Origin of the sequence: Pseudomonas sp. RA_35y_Pfl2_P32 (assembly GCF_963970735.1) — a bacterium.
Lineage (GTDB): Bacteria > Pseudomonadota > Gammaproteobacteria > Pseudomonadales > Pseudomonadaceae > Aquipseudomonas.
Map to the genome: position 1 here is coordinate 125429 of NZ_CAXAQF010000007.1, position 13907 is coordinate 139335.

At 56.8% G+C, this 13907-nt stretch carries 26 protein-coding genes; 17 read left to right on the forward strand and 9 right to left on the reverse strand.

The window, feature by feature from the left end:
• Positions 1-308: 308 nt before the first annotated feature.
• The 6 genes from AACY45_RS08940 to AACY45_RS08965 are packed head-to-tail and all read right to left on the reverse strand — an operon-like array spanning position 309 to position 3473.
• Complete coding sequence (locus AACY45_RS08940; RefSeq protein WP_339545124.1) at positions 309-1211, reverse strand: hypothetical protein; 903 nt, start codon at positions 1209-1211, stop codon at positions 309-311.
• Positions 1198-1770 carry a DUF6932 family protein gene (locus AACY45_RS08945; RefSeq protein WP_339545125.1) on the reverse strand — a complete coding sequence of 191 codons (573 nt, stop codon included), beginning with the start codon at positions 1768-1770 and terminating at the stop codon, positions 1198-1200. The genes AACY45_RS08940 and AACY45_RS08945 overlap by 14 nt, the downstream gene beginning before the upstream one ends.
• Before the next feature lie 44 nt (positions 1771-1814).
• Positions 1815-2054 carry a hypothetical protein gene (locus AACY45_RS08950; RefSeq protein WP_339545126.1) on the reverse strand — a complete coding sequence of 80 codons (240 nt, stop codon included), beginning with the start codon at positions 2052-2054 and terminating at the stop codon, positions 1815-1817.
• A gap of 39 nt (positions 2055-2093) precedes the next feature.
• Positions 2094-2282 carry a hypothetical protein gene (locus tag AACY45_RS08955; protein ID WP_339545127.1) on the reverse strand — a complete coding sequence of 63 codons (189 nt, stop codon included), beginning with the start codon at positions 2280-2282 and terminating at the stop codon, positions 2094-2096.
• Between the two features lie 48 nt (positions 2283-2330).
• Positions 2331-2558, reverse strand: a complete 228-nt coding sequence (locus tag AACY45_RS08960; RefSeq protein WP_339545128.1) for a hypothetical protein — start codon at positions 2556-2558, stop codon at positions 2331-2333.
• A gap of 3 nt (positions 2559-2561) precedes the next feature.
• Entirely contained in the window at positions 2562-3473 is a 912-nt protein-coding gene (locus AACY45_RS08965) for a LexA family transcriptional regulator (protein WP_445261174.1), read from the reverse strand.
• 38 nt (positions 3474-3511) lie between these two features.
• Here AACY45_RS08965 and AACY45_RS08970 point away from each other — a divergent pair, with 38 nt between their 5' ends.
• From AACY45_RS08970 to AACY45_RS09030, 13 genes are all read left to right on the forward strand, one after another.
• Positions 3512-3751, forward strand: coding sequence for a hypothetical protein (locus AACY45_RS08970; protein ID WP_339545129.1), 240 nt, complete (start codon positions 3512-3514; stop codon positions 3749-3751).
• A gap of 30 nt (positions 3752-3781) precedes the next feature.
• Positions 3782-3976 carry a hypothetical protein gene (locus tag AACY45_RS08975; RefSeq protein WP_339545130.1) on the forward strand — a complete coding sequence of 65 codons (195 nt, stop codon included), beginning with the start codon at positions 3782-3784 and terminating at the stop codon, positions 3974-3976.
• 19 nt (positions 3977-3995) lie between these two features.
• Entirely contained in the window at positions 3996-4238 is a 243-nt protein-coding gene (locus AACY45_RS08980) for a hypothetical protein (RefSeq protein WP_339545131.1), read from the forward strand.
• Positions 4222-4959, forward strand: a complete 738-nt coding sequence (locus AACY45_RS08985) for an HNH endonuclease signature motif containing protein (RefSeq protein WP_339545132.1) — start codon at positions 4222-4224, stop codon at positions 4957-4959. The genes AACY45_RS08980 and AACY45_RS08985 overlap by 17 nt, the downstream gene beginning before the upstream one ends.
• Before the next feature lie 64 nt (positions 4960-5023).
• Entirely contained in the window at positions 5024-5932 is a 909-nt protein-coding gene (locus tag AACY45_RS08990; protein ID WP_339545134.1) for a helix-turn-helix domain-containing protein, read from the forward strand.
• Positions 5919-6719 (forward strand): hypothetical protein, encoded by an 801-nt coding sequence (locus AACY45_RS08995; RefSeq protein ID WP_256350973.1) that lies wholly within the window; start codon positions 5919-5921, stop codon positions 6717-6719. Before AACY45_RS08990 ends, AACY45_RS08995 begins: the two co-directional genes overlap by 14 nt.
• Positions 6716-7144 carry a hypothetical protein gene (locus AACY45_RS09000; RefSeq protein ID WP_339545135.1) on the forward strand — a complete coding sequence of 143 codons (429 nt, stop codon included), beginning with the start codon at positions 6716-6718 and terminating at the stop codon, positions 7142-7144. Before AACY45_RS08995 ends, AACY45_RS09000 begins: the two co-directional genes overlap by 4 nt.
• Positions 7141-7317: a hypothetical protein gene (locus AACY45_RS09005; RefSeq protein ID WP_339545137.1), complete on the forward strand. Its 177-nt coding sequence runs from the start codon at positions 7141-7143 to the stop codon at positions 7315-7317. The genes AACY45_RS09000 and AACY45_RS09005 overlap by 4 nt, the downstream gene beginning before the upstream one ends.
• Positions 7314-7730: a recombination protein NinB gene (locus tag AACY45_RS09010; protein ID WP_339545138.1), complete on the forward strand. Its 417-nt coding sequence runs from the start codon at positions 7314-7316 to the stop codon at positions 7728-7730. The genes AACY45_RS09005 and AACY45_RS09010 overlap by 4 nt, the downstream gene beginning before the upstream one ends.
• Positions 7730-8329, forward strand: a complete 600-nt coding sequence (locus AACY45_RS09015) for a recombination protein NinG (protein WP_339545139.1) — start codon at positions 7730-7732, stop codon at positions 8327-8329. Before AACY45_RS09010 ends, AACY45_RS09015 begins: the two co-directional genes overlap by 1 nt.
• On the forward strand, positions 8326-8997 hold the full coding sequence (locus tag AACY45_RS09020) for a hypothetical protein (protein WP_339545140.1): 672 nt from the start codon (positions 8326-8328) through the stop codon (positions 8995-8997). The genes AACY45_RS09015 and AACY45_RS09020 overlap by 4 nt, the downstream gene beginning before the upstream one ends.
• A gap of 435 nt (positions 8998-9432) precedes the next feature.
• Positions 9433-9762: an MFS transporter gene (locus AACY45_RS09025; RefSeq protein ID WP_339545142.1), complete on the forward strand. Its 330-nt coding sequence runs from the start codon at positions 9433-9435 to the stop codon at positions 9760-9762.
• The gene (locus tag AACY45_RS09030) at positions 9759-10103 is read left to right on the forward strand and encodes a hypothetical protein (protein WP_339545143.1); all 345 of its coding nucleotides are present in this window, start codon (positions 9759-9761) and stop codon (positions 10101-10103) included. Before AACY45_RS09025 ends, AACY45_RS09030 begins: the two co-directional genes overlap by 4 nt.
• Positions 10104-10113: 10 nt before the next feature.
• Here AACY45_RS09030 and AACY45_RS09035 read toward each other — a convergent pair whose 3' ends face one another.
• Both AACY45_RS09035 and AACY45_RS09040 read right to left on the reverse strand, forming a co-directional pair.
• Positions 10114-10455 carry a hypothetical protein gene (locus AACY45_RS09035; RefSeq protein ID WP_339545144.1) on the reverse strand — a complete coding sequence of 114 codons (342 nt, stop codon included), beginning with the start codon at positions 10453-10455 and terminating at the stop codon, positions 10114-10116.
• A 151-nt stretch (positions 10456-10606) separates the two neighbouring features.
• Positions 10607-10795 carry a hypothetical protein gene (locus tag AACY45_RS09040; protein WP_339545145.1) on the reverse strand — a complete coding sequence of 63 codons (189 nt, stop codon included), beginning with the start codon at positions 10793-10795 and terminating at the stop codon, positions 10607-10609.
• Positions 10796-10930: 135 nt separating this feature from the next.
• On the opposite strand from AACY45_RS09040, the gene AACY45_RS09045 reads away from it, so the two are divergent.
• Positions 10931-11185, forward strand: a complete 255-nt coding sequence (locus AACY45_RS09045) for a hypothetical protein (protein WP_339545146.1) — start codon at positions 10931-10933, stop codon at positions 11183-11185.
• Positions 11186-11218: 33 nt separating this feature from the next.
• On the opposite strand, the gene AACY45_RS09050 is transcribed toward AACY45_RS09045, so the two are convergent.
• A complete protein-coding gene (locus AACY45_RS09050) occupies positions 11219-11404 on the reverse strand; it encodes a hypothetical protein (RefSeq protein WP_339545147.1) in 186 nt (61 codons plus the stop codon).
• 73 nt (positions 11405-11477) lie between these two features.
• On the opposite strand from AACY45_RS09050, the gene AACY45_RS09055 reads away from it, so the two are divergent.
• From AACY45_RS09055 to AACY45_RS09065, 3 genes are read left to right on the forward strand one after another with little or no spacing between them, the layout of a single operon-like run.
• Positions 11478-12101, forward strand: coding sequence for a putative metallopeptidase (locus AACY45_RS09055; RefSeq protein WP_339545148.1), 624 nt, complete (start codon positions 11478-11480; stop codon positions 12099-12101).
• A gap of 31 nt (positions 12102-12132) precedes the next feature.
• Positions 12133-12609, forward strand: coding sequence for a DUF2280 domain-containing protein (locus AACY45_RS09060; protein WP_339545149.1), 477 nt, complete (start codon positions 12133-12135; stop codon positions 12607-12609).
• Positions 12584-13906: a phage terminase large subunit family protein gene (locus tag AACY45_RS09065; RefSeq protein WP_339545150.1), complete on the forward strand. Its 1323-nt coding sequence runs from the start codon at positions 12584-12586 to the stop codon at positions 13904-13906. Before AACY45_RS09060 ends, AACY45_RS09065 begins: the two co-directional genes overlap by 26 nt.
• The last annotated feature ends 1 nt before the right edge of the window (position 13907 follow it).

Below are 13907 nucleotides of genomic sequence, written 5' to 3' on the forward strand. Positions count from 1 at the left end.
GGGGCTGCTCCATTGTTTTCAAGAATGAATCCCTAAGCCGTGGCAGCTCGACCTCTTCGGGCCATCGAAGCTCCTGTGGCCTGGAATCGGAGCTTGGCGATCCGGTGACCTTCGCATGAACGTAGGTTACCTCCCGGTTCACTACAATGGCCGCATAGGTCAGGCAAGCGCAGGCGCCCAAGAAAGCAGTGATCTTGATAAGCGTATTAGTGGCAGGTTTCATGCGCCCCCCCCCTCCATGCGGATGCGAGGAACGATCCTAACTGGTAAGGGCAGATACGAAAAGCCCGGCGCTGGGCCGGGCTTGATTACCAGGGGAGCTGGGATAAGGTATATCGCGGCCTGCCGTTGCCAACCGTTCTAGCACTAACTTGAATGATAAAGACTTCATTCAGGTGCATATTGATAACTGCCGGATTTTCAATTGCAGCGGCAATTCTTCCGTGTATCACAACCCCTTCCTGAGTCTTGAATTCGAACCGTCTTTCCGCAGGAAAGGCCCCCAAGAACTCGCCAGCAAATTCGACGCCTCTCTCGGAAATGTTTTCAGTACTGAGGCGGGACCTGCTAATTCTGACCTGATCTACGCTCGTAAACGAAAACAGATGGTCGCGGGTTGCCACCGAGCAGTACGCTTCGTAGGAAATCAGCTTGTCGAGATATTCCGAAATCGTTGCGATCGCCCGGGTACCTAGCCGAGAGGCTGGCTCGGATAACTCCTCATCGCTCTTGGTGGAGGCTTCGAGCAGCTCAGCTACCAACTCAAATGCCTGCGAAACAGACGTGGTTCCCTCAAGAGGCAATTGCGCCTCAAGAGATGGAGCCTCTTCGAACTCAAATCCGAAAGACCCGATAGCCGTACCTGTTATGAGTATCTGATTCTGGGCCTTGTTAGGTATGGGGCCAAAATCATTCAAAACACCCCCGATAGAGGCGGCTACGGCAGCAATGGCTTCTGAGAACTTCGCAGTTGCTATGGCGCCAAACTCAGCAACAACACCATGCACACCCCAAACGGGAGCGCCTCGATAGGTCACTACAGCTTTTGCGGGAGAAAATGCTCCTCGACCAGGATCAAGCAGGCGCGACTCAACCTGCTCTTTTCTTGAACTCATTGAAAGTTGTGCGAGCTTGCTTAGCCCCGGCTTGCGCGACATGCGATCCAAGAAATTGATTTCAGCCTGCGCATGGGTGAATTCAGTTCTGTTCATTCTGGACCTCCCGCTTGCGATTCTCCAAAAGACGCCTGGCACCATCATCATGGTCCGGCTCGAGCCTGACGCTCAAAAAGCCTTTCCACTGCTGAGACCTTCTGTGAGACCACATACTGTACCAGTATGCCGACATCTCCACTAAAAATTCCGCAGGTTCCGACAGAGGGAGAAGGTAAAAGTCAACCTTATAGGTTTGCTTTATCCACGGGTTATCGGTTAGCGCTTTGATGTCATCTGGTGCTAAAGCAGCTTCCACTTCCGGTCGAATATCTGCAAAGGTCACAACATCCATGTCGTTTGGCGCTCTCCCTTCCAACAATTCAACGTGTTCCATAAAGCTTCCGTTCAACCACTGAAAGCCAGAGACAACGCCTATACGGTGCATTTCAGCTCGGTGAGATAGGAAGCCTTCGAGAATCTCGCACCTTTCAATTGTAGTAGAAAATCGCTCAACGACCTGCTCGACGGTTACAGGGTATGGTGCCCGTTCAAGCGCCGTCGGGTCGTTTTCATCAATGGGGGGAATTATCCCTTGGTGGTTCCATTGCGGGATCAACACTTACCTCCTTGTGGTGCTGCTATAAGAGCGCTACGTGTAGCTTAATTTGATTTTGAGCGCGTGATCTCTCCGGCGCTGACCTCATCCGCATAACCCATCAGCCGATCCTCACCATCATGAAATACGGTGCACATCTTCAGCACAGCCTGGGCGTCCGCCTCATTACCGGCCAGGCTCAGCCGCTCAGCGATTCGCAGCAGCTCGACGGCTGACCACTTCAGGTCGGAGGCGACGCCCTGGAGGTCGCGTTTCAGGTCTTGGTTGGGTTTGGTGAGTCCCATCATCAGCTCCTACAAATCCCTATTGCGTGAATCCGGTAATCAGTCCGCCAGAGCTATTCTCAGTGCTACCGAAGCCTGCAGTAGCTTGTTCACCTGGGCCGAAACTGCTGCTGCCAGCTCTTCATCTCCTGCATCTCTCAGCGTTGCTGCCAATTCGAGCAGCTTTCCTACCTCAGTCTCGATGGTGCGGACGGATTCGCCAATCTGGTATCGAAGTGAGTGCGCCATCTTGAAAATTCCTTCCCCGAATCGCCCGCATCTCACTGGCGCACCAGATCACTCAGCCTTCGCCCTGGTGATGCGCTGATGTTTGACTTCTTCGGCATACTCCATCAGCCGATCCATATGCTCTTGCAGCTTTCCAATCTTCTCCATGGCAGCAAGGAACTCTGGCTCTGCGTAGGCCTTTGCCTCGCGAAAGAGATCGTGCGCGGCATCCTCGAGAGCGGAAGCCGCTGCTTTCAGATCACGGCGTAGTTCTTGGTTGGGCTTGGTGAGGGGCATGGGTCACACCGGATTCCCATTCCAGACGTAAAGAACTCGAGCGAGGATATGGGTGTCATCCACGCGAATCTCTTCTGGGTCGTGATGCTTGTTGTCCGAGATCATCTTGAAGCGATCCTTGCCTTTCTTCTGCAGGCGCTTCACGTACAGCATTTCGTCGTGGGAGAAGAGGTAGATCCCATCCCCGGTGAACTCCCGGGTCGTGATGTCGACCAGCAAGGGGTCGCGATCCTTGATCGTCGGCGCCATCGATTGGCCCCAGCCGGTAATCATCTTGAGGTGGAAGTGCTCCTTGAAGGTGACTCCCATCTCGCGCAGATGCTTGGGGCTGACCCTGATGTCCTGGAGCATTTCGGGGTATTCGTGTGGGATCTGTCCGCCGCCCATAGCTGCGCGTACGTCGTAGTGGGCGATCCATACCTCATCACCGACCTGGCCTGGGCGGGAGAAGTCAGCGGTTACGACATTTCCGTCATCTGTTTCTTGGGCTGCAGCAAGCAGGCGATTGCGGGCGTCCTCAGACAGCCCCTTCCCTTGCTTGGCAAGCATGTCGCGGACGATATCCGCAGCAGACTGGGAGGAGGGCTCAGTAACACCATCGCCTATCTCGGCGGGCCTTGAAAAGCTTGGCTCTTCGCCCGAGCCATGCTGTAGCCATTCTATTTTTACGCCCAGAGCAGTCGCAATCGCGCTCATTTTGGCCGGCCCTGGAAGAGTCTCACCGTTGAGCCATTTGCTTGCAGCTTTAGGGGTGACCTTGGCCATTTCGGCCAGCCGAGCGCCTGCGCCCCATTGGTCAATACCATGGGCGGAGAGGGCTTTTTTGAGGCGAGCAACAAATGCTGCGCGTATTTCTTCTATCTGAACCATAGGTTCAGCATCGCATGGGCTTGTATGTACTTTCAGTTCCGGCATAATATGTACCACAAGTTCATATTTTACTCGGAGGCCATATGCGGCCGCTCAAAAAATCGATCGATGATGCTGGCGGCGTTCCAGCTGTGGCTTTGGCCTGCGGCAAGACGCCTCGTGCGATTTACAAGTGGCTCGTCGCCGATGCATTGCCCCGCACCGAGTACACCGGCGAAACCCAATACGCCAAAAAAATCTCCGAACTGGCCGCCGAAAATGGCAAGCCGTTCGAGTTCGCCTGGCTACTTGCCGAGGCGCACCCAAAGAAAACTGCTGCTTAAACCAATTCGAACAACCAAGGAGCCTCACCAATGGCATACGACGACACACGCCACCTGAAAGACCGGGAGATCAAGTCGCGCTATGACGATGAAACGTATGAAGCACTTAAAGCCGTAGCTCGCCTGCACAAGCTGCAGCTCGCTGTTTTCGTCCGCATGTGCGTTGAGGAAAAACTGGAAAGCATCGTTGAGACGGATGCTAACGGCAAACACATGTCGGCCTGAAGGCCCTAAAGGAGGCTGCGTGCCTGAAACCACGATCTGCCATGGGATCGATGGGCGCCTCTACGAAAAGCTTGAACGACTGGCCGAGGCCGCAGGTATGACGCCTGGCGACTACGCCGCAAAGCTTGGAGCAGAGCGCTTTTTCGAGAAGACCAGGCCAAAAGGTGCCGGGAAACTCCGAAACCTTCCGACCCCCCGGCGCGACCAACCGCCGGACTTAAAAGGGCCTGAAAAAGGAGGGGCTGATGAAGGCTGCGAATAACAACCAAAAAACCGCAGGCGAAAAAAAACCACCTGGCCGGGTGGTCTTTTCAACTGCATACATCGAAAACATCTGTGGGCCGATTATGCATACCTCCAATAACGATGTACAGGGCCTGACAAAGTCCGCGACACAAAAAAGTAATCGACTGATTGTGGCGCGCGACGAAAACGAGTCGATGCTCACGGTGGATCAAGCCAGGGATCTTTTCGTTCTGAAAGACGGCGTGTTGATCAATCGCGTTATGCGAGGTCGTCGAGCTATGCCTGGGGAGCCCGCTGGGTCTCCAGACGGCCACGGCTATTTGTGCCTCAAGGTTGATAACGTCAAATACCGAGTTCACCGAGTTGTCTGGTTGCTCTCCTACGGCAACTGGCCCACTGGTCAGATTGACCACGTAAACGGCGTCCGGGACGACAACCGTATCGAGAATCTGCGGGTGGTCTCGGTTCAGGAGAATCAACGCAATTCGCACCGTCGTGTCGACAACACATCTGGCGTAACTGGCGTGTGCAAGGACCACGGAGGGTGGAGAGCGCGCATCAAGGTTAACGGCAAGCGGATCAACCTTGGTTTCTTCAAAAGCTTTGATGCGGCCGTTGCAGCTCGCAAGCAGGGCGAATCAGATTTTGGCTTCCACCCCAACCACGGCGCAACAGATGAAGCCCGTAGAAATGGGTTGAAGTCTCTTCGTGCACCTCAAGCCATGAGGTCCGCGTAATGACCCGTGCGCGCAATATCAAGCCCGGCCTGCTCACCCAGGACAAGGCTCTACGAGGTGCGGCATGAGCATGAGCCTTATGGTCGCCGCAATGAAGCTTCGCGTCGGCAATCCGTTGCGCAAACTGGTGCTGATAAAGCTGGCCGACAACGCCAGCGATGTAGGCGAATGCTGGCCGTCCTATCAGCACATCGCCGACCAGTGCGAGATCAGCAAGCGTTCTGTCATGAACCACATTGCGGCTTTGTGCGAGTCAGGACTTCTCCGCAAGGAAATTCGGAAGGGTGGACCAAAGGGCAACTCATCCAACGTTTACTTTTTGACTCTTGAGGGTGGTGCACCTCCTGCACCAGGGGTAGTGCAGCAGATTCACCAGGGTAGTGCAGCAGGTTCACCCCCTAGTGAATCTCCTGCACCAGGGGGTAGTGCAGGAGCTGCACCCAGAATCAGTCACTCTCTTGAACCAGTCATTGAACCGGTCATTGAACCAATTACGCCCCAGGCTTCCGCCAAGGTCGTGACGGGCCAGGTCGTGCCATTCGCTTCCCAGCAGCCACGCTGTGAAATCCCCGCTGACATGCCAGGTCCGAAAGACCAAACCTGCAAGACGTTCAAGGCTTGGGCCAACTACGCCATGGCTTACCGCAAGCGCTACGGCACTTGGCCAGTTTGGAATGCAACCGTTGGCGGCCAGCTTGGCAAACTCATCGACCGCCTTGGCGCCGATGTTGCCCATCACGTCGCTGCGTACTTCCTGACCATCGACGACTCACGACTCATCAACGGCTGCCACGGCATCGGCGACTTGCTCGTCAAGGCTGAGGCCTACCACACCCAGTGGGCGACTAACCGCCGCATGAACTCGACCACTGCCCAGCAGATCGAGCGCAAGCAAGCGAACCTCACCGCTGGCATGGACGCTGCGCAGCGGATCATGCAGCGCGCGGGAGGGCAGCCCAATGAATTCCTTTGAGCGCATGGCGCCTGACCAAATTGCGCGTCTGACCTTGGCGATCACGGCCACGGCGGAAGTACTGGGGCAGACCATAACCTCCGAAGCCGCCGAAATGATGGCTGATGACTTGGCTGACTATCCGGCCGAAGCGGTGGCCGGCGCGCTCAAGGCCTGCCGCCGGGAGCTGACCGGCAAGCTGACATTGGCCGCCATTCTTCAGCGTGTCCAGGCAGCAGACGGCCGACCAGGCAAGGACGAGGCATGGGCCATTGCCATGACCACCAACGATGAATTCGAAACCGTGGTGCTGACTGATGAGATCCAGCTGGCTCTGGCCGCGGCGAAGCCTGTCCTGGATGCCGGCGACAAGATCGGCGCACGCATGGCCTTCATCAGCGCTTACGAACGATTTGTGGGCCAGGCCCGGGAAGACGCGAAGCCGGTCAACTGGCACGTCTCCGTGGGCTTCGACGCCAACCGTCGAATTCAGGCCGTTACCAAGGCGATGGAGTTGAAGCGCATTCCGCGTGAGCACGGCCAGAAGTACTTGGCAGACCTGAGCATTGGGCCCGTCACCGATGACGGTCGCGCAATTGCCGGCCTGCTGACAGGAACAGTCACCCAGCCAGCTCCAGCCCTTCGCAAAAAGCTCGAGCTCGTGAAGAACTCGATGCTGGAAATGCGGAAAGCCAGCGCTGAAAGGAAGACCGAAATGCGGATTGAAGCGGCGAACGAGTTGGCAGATCGCCGGGCACTGCTGATCAAGCAGGCCCAGGAATTGGAAGCGAAGAGGGCGGCGCAATGACCGACTACACCGAGCTGAAGCGGCTGGCTGAGGCTGCACCGGAGGGTCCATGGTTTGGGCCGGAATACGCGCCGGGCACCAGCTACGTGTTTGACGTTGATCTTGGCACCCTACCGCATTACGAGAGCATCGACACAGAGCAAGACGCATGCCTCCGGTACGTCGCAGCCGCCAACCCTGCAGTGGTCCTAGCCCTGATCACCGAGAACGAGAACTTGGTTGCTTGGAGGGAGGGTTTACTCAAAGAGCGAGCAGCGCACATCCGTCAGCGCGACCAGATCAAGGCCGAGAACGAGGCGCTGCTTGAGGCGATGACCCAAATCATGCGCGTCACAAAAATTGGCGACGAGGCTTTCGACATCGCCTGCCTGGTTGTTGGCGAGCTGTGCGCCGACGCCGCCATGAGCAAGGGAGAGCAGTCATGATTGAGCTCTATTTCATGTTGGCCTGCGGAATTTTTGGGCTGAACATCGGATTGACCGAGCAGAAAGAGTTGAAGCCGTTCGTGGTTTCCGTTCTTTGTGTCGCTTCAATGTTTTGGCCGATCTATCTGGCAGTTTGGGCTTATCACCGCTACGGCAGTCGGGTGCAGCCATGACCAGCCTCCAGATCCGCAACGAATCAGACCGCAACAAGGCCATGGGCTACATCGCCGGCCTGGACCTGGCCAAGCCAAAAAAGCTGGCCATCACCGAAGTTGACCGCAGCGGGGAGCAGAACAAAGCCCTGCACGCGGCCCTGGCCGATATCGCTGCCCAGGTCGAGCACGCCGGCAAGAAGTGGGACGTCCTGATCTGGAAGCGCCTGCTGACGGCCGCCTGGCTGCGCGAGTCGGGTGACAAGCCACAGATGATCCCAGCGGTAGATGGTAATGGCTTCGACGTCATCTACGAGCGCACCAGCAAGCTCAGCGTGAGGCAGTGCGCCGAGCTGATCGAGTGGGTGCATGCATTCGGCGCCGAGCACCAGGTGCGCTGGACGCAGAAAGACAATTGGGGAGGGCGGTACTGATGCTCGCCACCAAACAACCCAAGCCCAAAACCTGCAAGAACCCAGCATGCAGGGCCTCATTCGTCCCGCAGCGCCTCGGGCAGGCGGTGTGCAACTACACCTGCGGCCTTGCCATCAAGGACGTGAACCAGGAGAAAGCGCGCAAGTCGCTGGCCCAGGTTGAGCGCCGGGAGATCAAAGTCCGGAAGGAGAAGCTGAAGAGCAGGGCGGACCACATGCGCGAGACGCAGGTGGTGTTCAACGAGTTCATACGCCTGCGCGATGCCGCTCACCCATGCATCAGCTGCGACTCGGTTTCCACTGATGAAGGCTTGATCACCGGCAGCCGATGGGACGCTGGCCACTATCGCTCAGTGGGTTCGTGCCCAGAGCTGCGCTTCGAGCCGCTCAATGTGCACCGGCAGTGCGTTCGCTGTAACCGCAACCTATCCGGAAACGCCGTGGAGTACCGAATCCGCCTGGTGCAGCGTATCGGCGCCGAAAAGTTGGATTGGTTGGAAGGCCCTCATCAGGCCCAGCGCTACACCGTCGAAGAGTTGAAGGCCATCAAGGCCAAGTATCGGGCAATGACCAGAGAACTGAAGAGGGCTGCAGCATGATCTACCGAAACGTAATTTCCGCAGTGGTCCGCGCTCTGGCATCCGAGACCATCAACTCCGCCGGCGGGTGCGACTTTGAGCCGAAGGTGCAAACCAGCAAGCTCAAAGGGGAGATCACCGGCAAGGATGCAGCCCTGCTGATCGACTGCATGGTGCACAAGGTACTGCATGCTCAGCTATCACCGCGGCACTGGAACGCGCTGACAGCGAAGTACAGCACTCACAAGGGGCGCAAGGTCGAATCGATTGGCCGATTGATCGCGGTGTTGCGCAGCCCGGCGCCGCAGCTGTTCACGCAGAAGGCGGTGACCGTGTGGGCGGTTCCGCAGATCAAGGGTGTTCGGCGCGAGGCGGTAAGGCTCGATGCACCAGATCGTCGGGAGGACGAGGAAAAGTGGGGCTGGCGCAACGACGCGGCACAGTTGTCGGTAGAGCGGGCGAACCAGGCATCACAGCAAAGGACTGAGACCCGTTCAAGCGACATGATTGTCCTTGCTGACTCGAACTACGACATGGCCACCTGGGACAATCAGGGGCTGACCGAGCGTACATACCAGCGCTGGAACAAGGCCATCAAGGGCGCGCTGGAGGGGCTGGTGAACGATGCGCTAACGGATGCGCAGGGCATTCTTGAGCAGGCCGGGGTGCTGGTAGACGAGGCAGCATAAGCAAAGTCCCTCAAAAGGCCTTGCATGTCGTGTCGCCATGTCGCATTATTTACCCATCCTGTCATTCCTGCGTGTGTAGGACTGACCAAAAGAAACCCGGCCACTGCGTCGGGTTTTTTATTGCCTGAAATTCAACTGTTGCCAGGGCAGCCTTCGGGAAGGCCTGGACGTCGATAGCCGGACAGTGCGACGTACGGAAACAACACCGGCAGCCCGCGCACCCTTACCTCACCATGCTGTCAGGGTGGCGCGAGACTGGATCAGCGAGACCGATGCAATGGGGCGTCGGCGTTGTGAATGTCTTTGGCTGGCAGCGTGGGAAGACACGCGCATCTATTCAGGGCCTCTGCATACGCAGGGGCCTTTCTGTTTTCGGGCAATGCCCAGGCCTACGCAGGCCATTTTTATTCAGTCATGCCCCACGGAGTCGAGCGCATGGATCTATTGCACCGTCTGCTCGACAAACTTGAGTGGGTTATTGCGGGCCTCATTGGGGCCATCGTTGCGAGTTGGTGGCACAAGGACGACCTGACCGACTGGCGCGCCTGGGTAATCTTCTTGATCACCGGGGTAGCCTGCGCCCTGTACCTGACGGGGATGATCAGTAACTACCTCGGCGTGACAGAGCCGAACATCGTCGCCGGCGTCGGCTTCCTGCTGGGCACCTTCGGCGGTTCGCTCCTGGCTGCCATCAATCGAGCCATCAAAGCCGCTGACCTCTGGGCACTTATCCGCCAGCGGTTCGGAGGAGGCAATCCACCATGAGCCTTGAACTGATCAACACCATTGCCTGCGGCTTGATTGCCTTGTGGGCCACCTGGTGCGTGCTGAGTGGGAAGGTGAGGGATGGCATCCTCGGGAAGTTGATTTATTCGGCGATCGCCATCAGCGGCTTTGTTGTGATGTCCCGTAACGAGAGCATTTTCATTGCACCGACCACAGCCGGGCTGACGCTCCATGTGTCCCTGGCTCTGGCCGGTGCCCGCCACATCTTTATGGTCATCTGGTGGCAGCGTGTGAAGGTGTGGCTTTGTCAGGCGTTGAACTGTGAGCACTGTCTGCACTGCGATATGCGCAAGGATCAGGTGGAGCGCAGACGGCCATAGGTGCGATGGTCTATGCCTGGATTCCTATTTTACCCTGTGCAGCTTTTAGCGCTCGCTCCTCGGTCAGTGGCATGAAAGTGGGTGTTGAGTCGCTGGCGTGCAGGTATAGAAAGTAGTGCCCGGAATCGACTAACAATACCCGGTACAGTTCAGATTTCCGGAAGTTGTTGCCGACAAAAATACTTTCCTTGAGGATCTCGAAAGACTTGATCCCATGCTCTCCCATTGTGGTTTCAAAGGCTTCGTAAAGACCTTCTCTGCGGCGTCGATTGTTTCGAGCATTTAGCTTTAAAAAAACCACCATCAGCACGGCATAACTGATCAGGAGTAACACAAGGGTGCTAGTCGGCATGCGTTGAGCTCCATGTCCGCTCAAACGTCGTGCATCTCAGTGTAGGCGCGTTCCTAGTGTTCATCGCCGAATGGCAAGTGTCGCGACACGTTTCGCGAATCAGCAAATTGTGTCGCGACATTGAGTACGCTCAGCGTTGAGCATCGAACCACTACGACTCATTGTACTCACGATAAAGGCTGTCTAGTGCCTGCTCAAACTCCTCGCCAGTAAGCTTGGCCCTGAGCGCAGTAATCGTATCTTTTGCATTCGATGCGGCCTCGAGAGGACTTTTGTTTTTCCGCGCAGCCCATTCCTGCGCGGCCTGAATTACTAACCCCTCAGTGATGGGCTCGATCATTTCGGAACTTCCTCTGTGATTTGATCAGGTGCTAACCATAGACCAATCGTGCTTCACGGGGCGGCTTGCCGATGAAATGTCGAGGGCTTCAATCGAGGCTTGATTGGCGACTGTGATGACACAGGGGTGAACTGGATGACTGTTAAGTTGCTGGAGCTCAAGCGGGAGGACTGGCGAGACGCCGCCAAGACCCTGCGCAAGATCGCTGATGATCTCGATGCGGGCGAGCATCCGGCTTGTTCAGTTGGTGCCCTGACCCTGATCGGACCAAAAGGCGAGGTCACTGTGTTCGGGCTGGGGCCTAAGTGTGATGACCTGCAGTGCTTGGGCGCCATGCGCCTGGGCGAGCAGAAGCTGACCGATGTGCTGCTGGATTGCGCGGAAGGATAGGCGTGCCGCAGGCGAGTGCGGCACGATCCGTGCTCAAAGGGAGTGATCTGTATTCAGCTGAGCGCACACATTTTTAGCTTCTTCTTTGTTCTCATAAACTCCGTGCTGGTTTATCGGAGCGCCTTTGAGGGTGTCAATAACCCTATATCGCCAAATCCCTGTTGGTTCGCCTTGGGCGTTAAGTACGTTTGCATCAACCGTTTTGAATCTGGCTTCCATAGGGCATATCCAGTATTAGTTGGTCTGTTACAAATACCGGCATATTGACATCATTTCAAGTGGTAGGTGAGCTATGGATAGGCCAAAACCGCCAGCTTCACTGCTTGAGCTGTCCGAGCTATCCGACTTCGGTATCCGCCTGACTCCAGCGCCTGAAGTCTGGGAGTGGCTCCAAGCCGAGATTCTTGCTGACGCCGGCAGCATTCACAACGAAGACCATGCCCACTTACTGGATGCAGACATCCAGGTCATGTGGGCGTCGTCGGGCTTCGAAAAGCAGGGCCGCAGCGTCCTAGGCCAAGCCGAGCAGTTGGCATTCCGTGCTGGTGGTTGGCAGAAGGCTCGGATGGAACAGCAGATGCGTGATTGGTTTGGCGAGGTGCCGGCCTTCATCATCACCTTGGCTGCCGACTACTGCGCTCAGTGCAGCGACCTTGAGTTCTGCGCCCTGATCGAGCATGAGCTGTATCACCTTGCTCACGCGACCGACAAGTACGGTCAACCAGCATTCACCCAAGACGGCGCCCCGAAGATCAAGCTGCAAGGTCACGATGTGGAAGAGTTCGTCGGTGTGGTTCGCCGCTATGGTGCGAGCCCTGACGTTCAGGCGTTGGTGGATGCTGCAAACAGTCCTGCTGAGGTAGGGAAATTGAACATTGCGAGGGCCTGTGGAACCTGTCTGCTCAGATCGGCCTGACCCCTGACAGACCCCTGACGGAATTCAACCTATGGCAGCCCTGAGCAACGAGGTGAAAGCCTTCATCGTTCAGGCCTTGGCCTGTTTCGATACCCCCACGCAAGTAGCGTCCTCCGTCCGAGAGGAATTTGGCATTGAGGTCACTCGCCAGAAGTGTGAGGCGCATGACCCAACCAAGTATGCCGGGCGAGACCTTGCTAAGCGCTGGGTAGCCCTGTTCGAAGACACTCGGAAGCGATTCCGCGAAGAAACGGCTGAGATTCCAATCGCCAACCGTGCCTATCGTTTGCGCGCACTTGGACGGATGGCCGTGAAGGCCGAGAACTCAAAGAACATGGCGCTGACTGCCCAGCTACTGGAGCAGGCCGCCAAAGAAGTGGGCGACGTGTACGTGAATCGCCGCCTTGAACCTGAAAAGCCCCTTGGCTCCCAGGCGGATCAGCAGCACGCCATTGCTGAGTACACGCTGGAGCCAGACGAGAATGTCCCGACTACCCCGTACCTATGATGCCCCGGTTCATCTGACGAAGAAGCAGGCCAACATTTACGTCTGGGGATTCCAGCCCAATGCGCGCTTTCGTGATGCTGTGTGTGGGCGCCGGTTTGGTAAGACCTTTCTCGGCAAAGCTGAGATGCGCCGTGCAGCACGATTGGCTGCCGAGTGGGGTGTGAGCGTAGAGGATGAGATTTGGTATGCCGCTCCGACCCAGAAACAGGCTCGTCGTGTCTTCTGGCGTAGGTTGAAGCAAGCTATCCCGCCAGAGTGGCGCGAGAGCAAGCCAAACGAAACCGACATGCTGATAACGCTCAAGAGCGGTCACTTGATCCGGTGCGTGGGTCTTGAGAACTACGACGACCTGCGCGGGTCGGGCCTGTTCTTTGTCCTGGTGGATGAATGGGCGGACTGCAAATACGCTGCCTGGGAAGAAGTGCTGCGCCCGATGCTTTCGACCTGCCAGTACACGATTCCCGACGTAGGAGTCCGCAAGGGCGGCCACGCGTTGCGCATTGGTACGCCAAAAGGCTTCAACCACTGCTACGACACTTATCTGGACGGAAAACCAGGCGGCGAGCCAGACCACAAGAGTTGGCAGTACACGTCGCTTCAAGGTGGAAATGTCCCACCAGAAGAGCTTGATGCGGCCAAGCGCAAGATGGACCCGCGCACTTTCCGGCAAGAGTACGAGGCGGGATTCGAGAATTATTCAGGCGTTGTTTACTACACGTTCAGCCGTGAAGAGTGCCGGACCAGTGAGCGAATCAAGCCGAGTGAGGCGTTGCACATCGGCATGGACTTCAACGTCATGAAGATGGCGGCGGTGGTCTACGTCGTGCGTGACGGCTTACCCCTGGCGCTGGATGAGCTCCACTCCGTACGCGACACGCCAGACATGATTGAGAAGATCCAGGCGCGTTTCGCAGGGCATAGCGTCGCGGTCTACCCGGACGCCAGTGGGCAGAACACGAGCAGCAAGAACGCTAGCGAGTCAGATCTATCACTGCTCAGGAAGGCAGGCTTCACGGTTGTGGTTGATTCCACAAACCCAAGCGTGAAAGACCGTGTGAACTCAGTTAACGCTATGTTCCTGAACACCTATGGCGAGCGCCGCATGAAGGTCAACATTGACCAGTGTCCACAGTTCACTCAATGCCTTGAGAGACAGACATACACAGACAAGGGTGAGCCGGACAAGGATCCCAAAAAGGGCCATGACCACATGAACGATGCTGGCGGCTACTTCATTGCCAAGCGCTACCCAATCAACGCGCAGATGACTCACATCCCTGTAACTTTCACTTTCTGAG

Excerpts from the sequence above, each read along its gene's own strand:
- AACY45_RS09065 (WP_339545150.1), top strand. The coding sequence starts at position 12,584 with ATGTCCCGACTACCCCGTACCTATGATGCCCCGGTTCATCTGACGAAG.
- AACY45_RS09005 (WP_339545137.1), top strand. The coding sequence starts at position 7,141 with ATGATTGAGCTCTATTTCATGTTGGCCTGCGGAATTTTTGGGCTGAAC.
- AACY45_RS08940 (WP_339545124.1), bottom strand. The coding sequence starts at position 1,211 with ATGAACAGAACTGAATTCACCCATGCGCAGGCTGAAATCAATTTCTTG.
- AACY45_RS08990 (WP_339545134.1), top strand. The coding sequence starts at position 5,024 with ATGAGCATGAGCCTTATGGTCGCCGCAATGAAGCTTCGCGTCGGCAAT.
- AACY45_RS08965 (WP_445261174.1), bottom strand. The coding sequence starts at position 3,473 with ATGCCGGAACTGAAAGTACATACAAGCCCATGCGATGCTGAACCTATG.
- AACY45_RS09030 (WP_339545143.1), top strand. The coding sequence starts at position 9,759 with ATGAGCCTTGAACTGATCAACACCATTGCCTGCGGCTTGATTGCCTTG.
- AACY45_RS09015 (WP_339545139.1), top strand. The coding sequence starts at position 7,730 with ATGCTCGCCACCAAACAACCCAAGCCCAAAACCTGCAAGAACCCAGCA.
- AACY45_RS09060 (WP_339545149.1), top strand. The coding sequence starts at position 12,133 with ATGGCAGCCCTGAGCAACGAGGTGAAAGCCTTCATCGTTCAGGCCTTG.
- AACY45_RS09020 (WP_339545140.1), top strand. The coding sequence starts at position 8,326 with ATGATCTACCGAAACGTAATTTCCGCAGTGGTCCGCGCTCTGGCATCC.
- AACY45_RS09040 (WP_339545145.1), bottom strand. The coding sequence starts at position 10,795 with ATGATCGAGCCCATCACTGAGGGGTTAGTAATTCAGGCCGCGCAGGAA.
- AACY45_RS08975 (WP_339545130.1), top strand. The coding sequence starts at position 3,782 with ATGGCATACGACGACACACGCCACCTGAAAGACCGGGAGATCAAGTCG.
- AACY45_RS09055 (WP_339545148.1), top strand. The coding sequence starts at position 11,478 with ATGGATAGGCCAAAACCGCCAGCTTCACTGCTTGAGCTGTCCGAGCTA.
- AACY45_RS08985 (WP_339545132.1), top strand. The coding sequence starts at position 4,222 with ATGAAGGCTGCGAATAACAACCAAAAAACCGCAGGCGAAAAAAAACCA.
- AACY45_RS08950 (WP_339545126.1), bottom strand. The coding sequence starts at position 2,054 with ATGGGACTCACCAAACCCAACCAAGACCTGAAACGCGACCTCCAGGGC.
- AACY45_RS09045 (WP_339545146.1), top strand. The coding sequence starts at position 10,931 with ATGACTGTTAAGTTGCTGGAGCTCAAGCGGGAGGACTGGCGAGACGCC.
- AACY45_RS09025 (WP_339545142.1), top strand. The coding sequence starts at position 9,433 with ATGGATCTATTGCACCGTCTGCTCGACAAACTTGAGTGGGTTATTGCG.
- AACY45_RS08970 (WP_339545129.1), top strand. The coding sequence starts at position 3,512 with ATGCGGCCGCTCAAAAAATCGATCGATGATGCTGGCGGCGTTCCAGCT.
- AACY45_RS09010 (WP_339545138.1), top strand. The coding sequence starts at position 7,314 with ATGACCAGCCTCCAGATCCGCAACGAATCAGACCGCAACAAGGCCATG.
- AACY45_RS08995 (WP_256350973.1), top strand. The coding sequence starts at position 5,919 with ATGAATTCCTTTGAGCGCATGGCGCCTGACCAAATTGCGCGTCTGACC.
- AACY45_RS08960 (WP_339545128.1), bottom strand. The coding sequence starts at position 2,558 with ATGCCCCTCACCAAGCCCAACCAAGAACTACGCCGTGATCTGAAAGCA.
- AACY45_RS09000 (WP_339545135.1), top strand. The coding sequence starts at position 6,716 with ATGACCGACTACACCGAGCTGAAGCGGCTGGCTGAGGCTGCACCGGAG.
- AACY45_RS09035 (WP_339545144.1), bottom strand. The coding sequence starts at position 10,455 with ATGCCGACTAGCACCCTTGTGTTACTCCTGATCAGTTATGCCGTGCTG.
- AACY45_RS08955 (WP_339545127.1), bottom strand. The coding sequence starts at position 2,282 with ATGGCGCACTCACTTCGATACCAGATTGGCGAATCCGTCCGCACCATC.
- AACY45_RS09050 (WP_339545147.1), bottom strand. The coding sequence starts at position 11,404 with ATGGAAGCCAGATTCAAAACGGTTGATGCAAACGTACTTAACGCCCAA.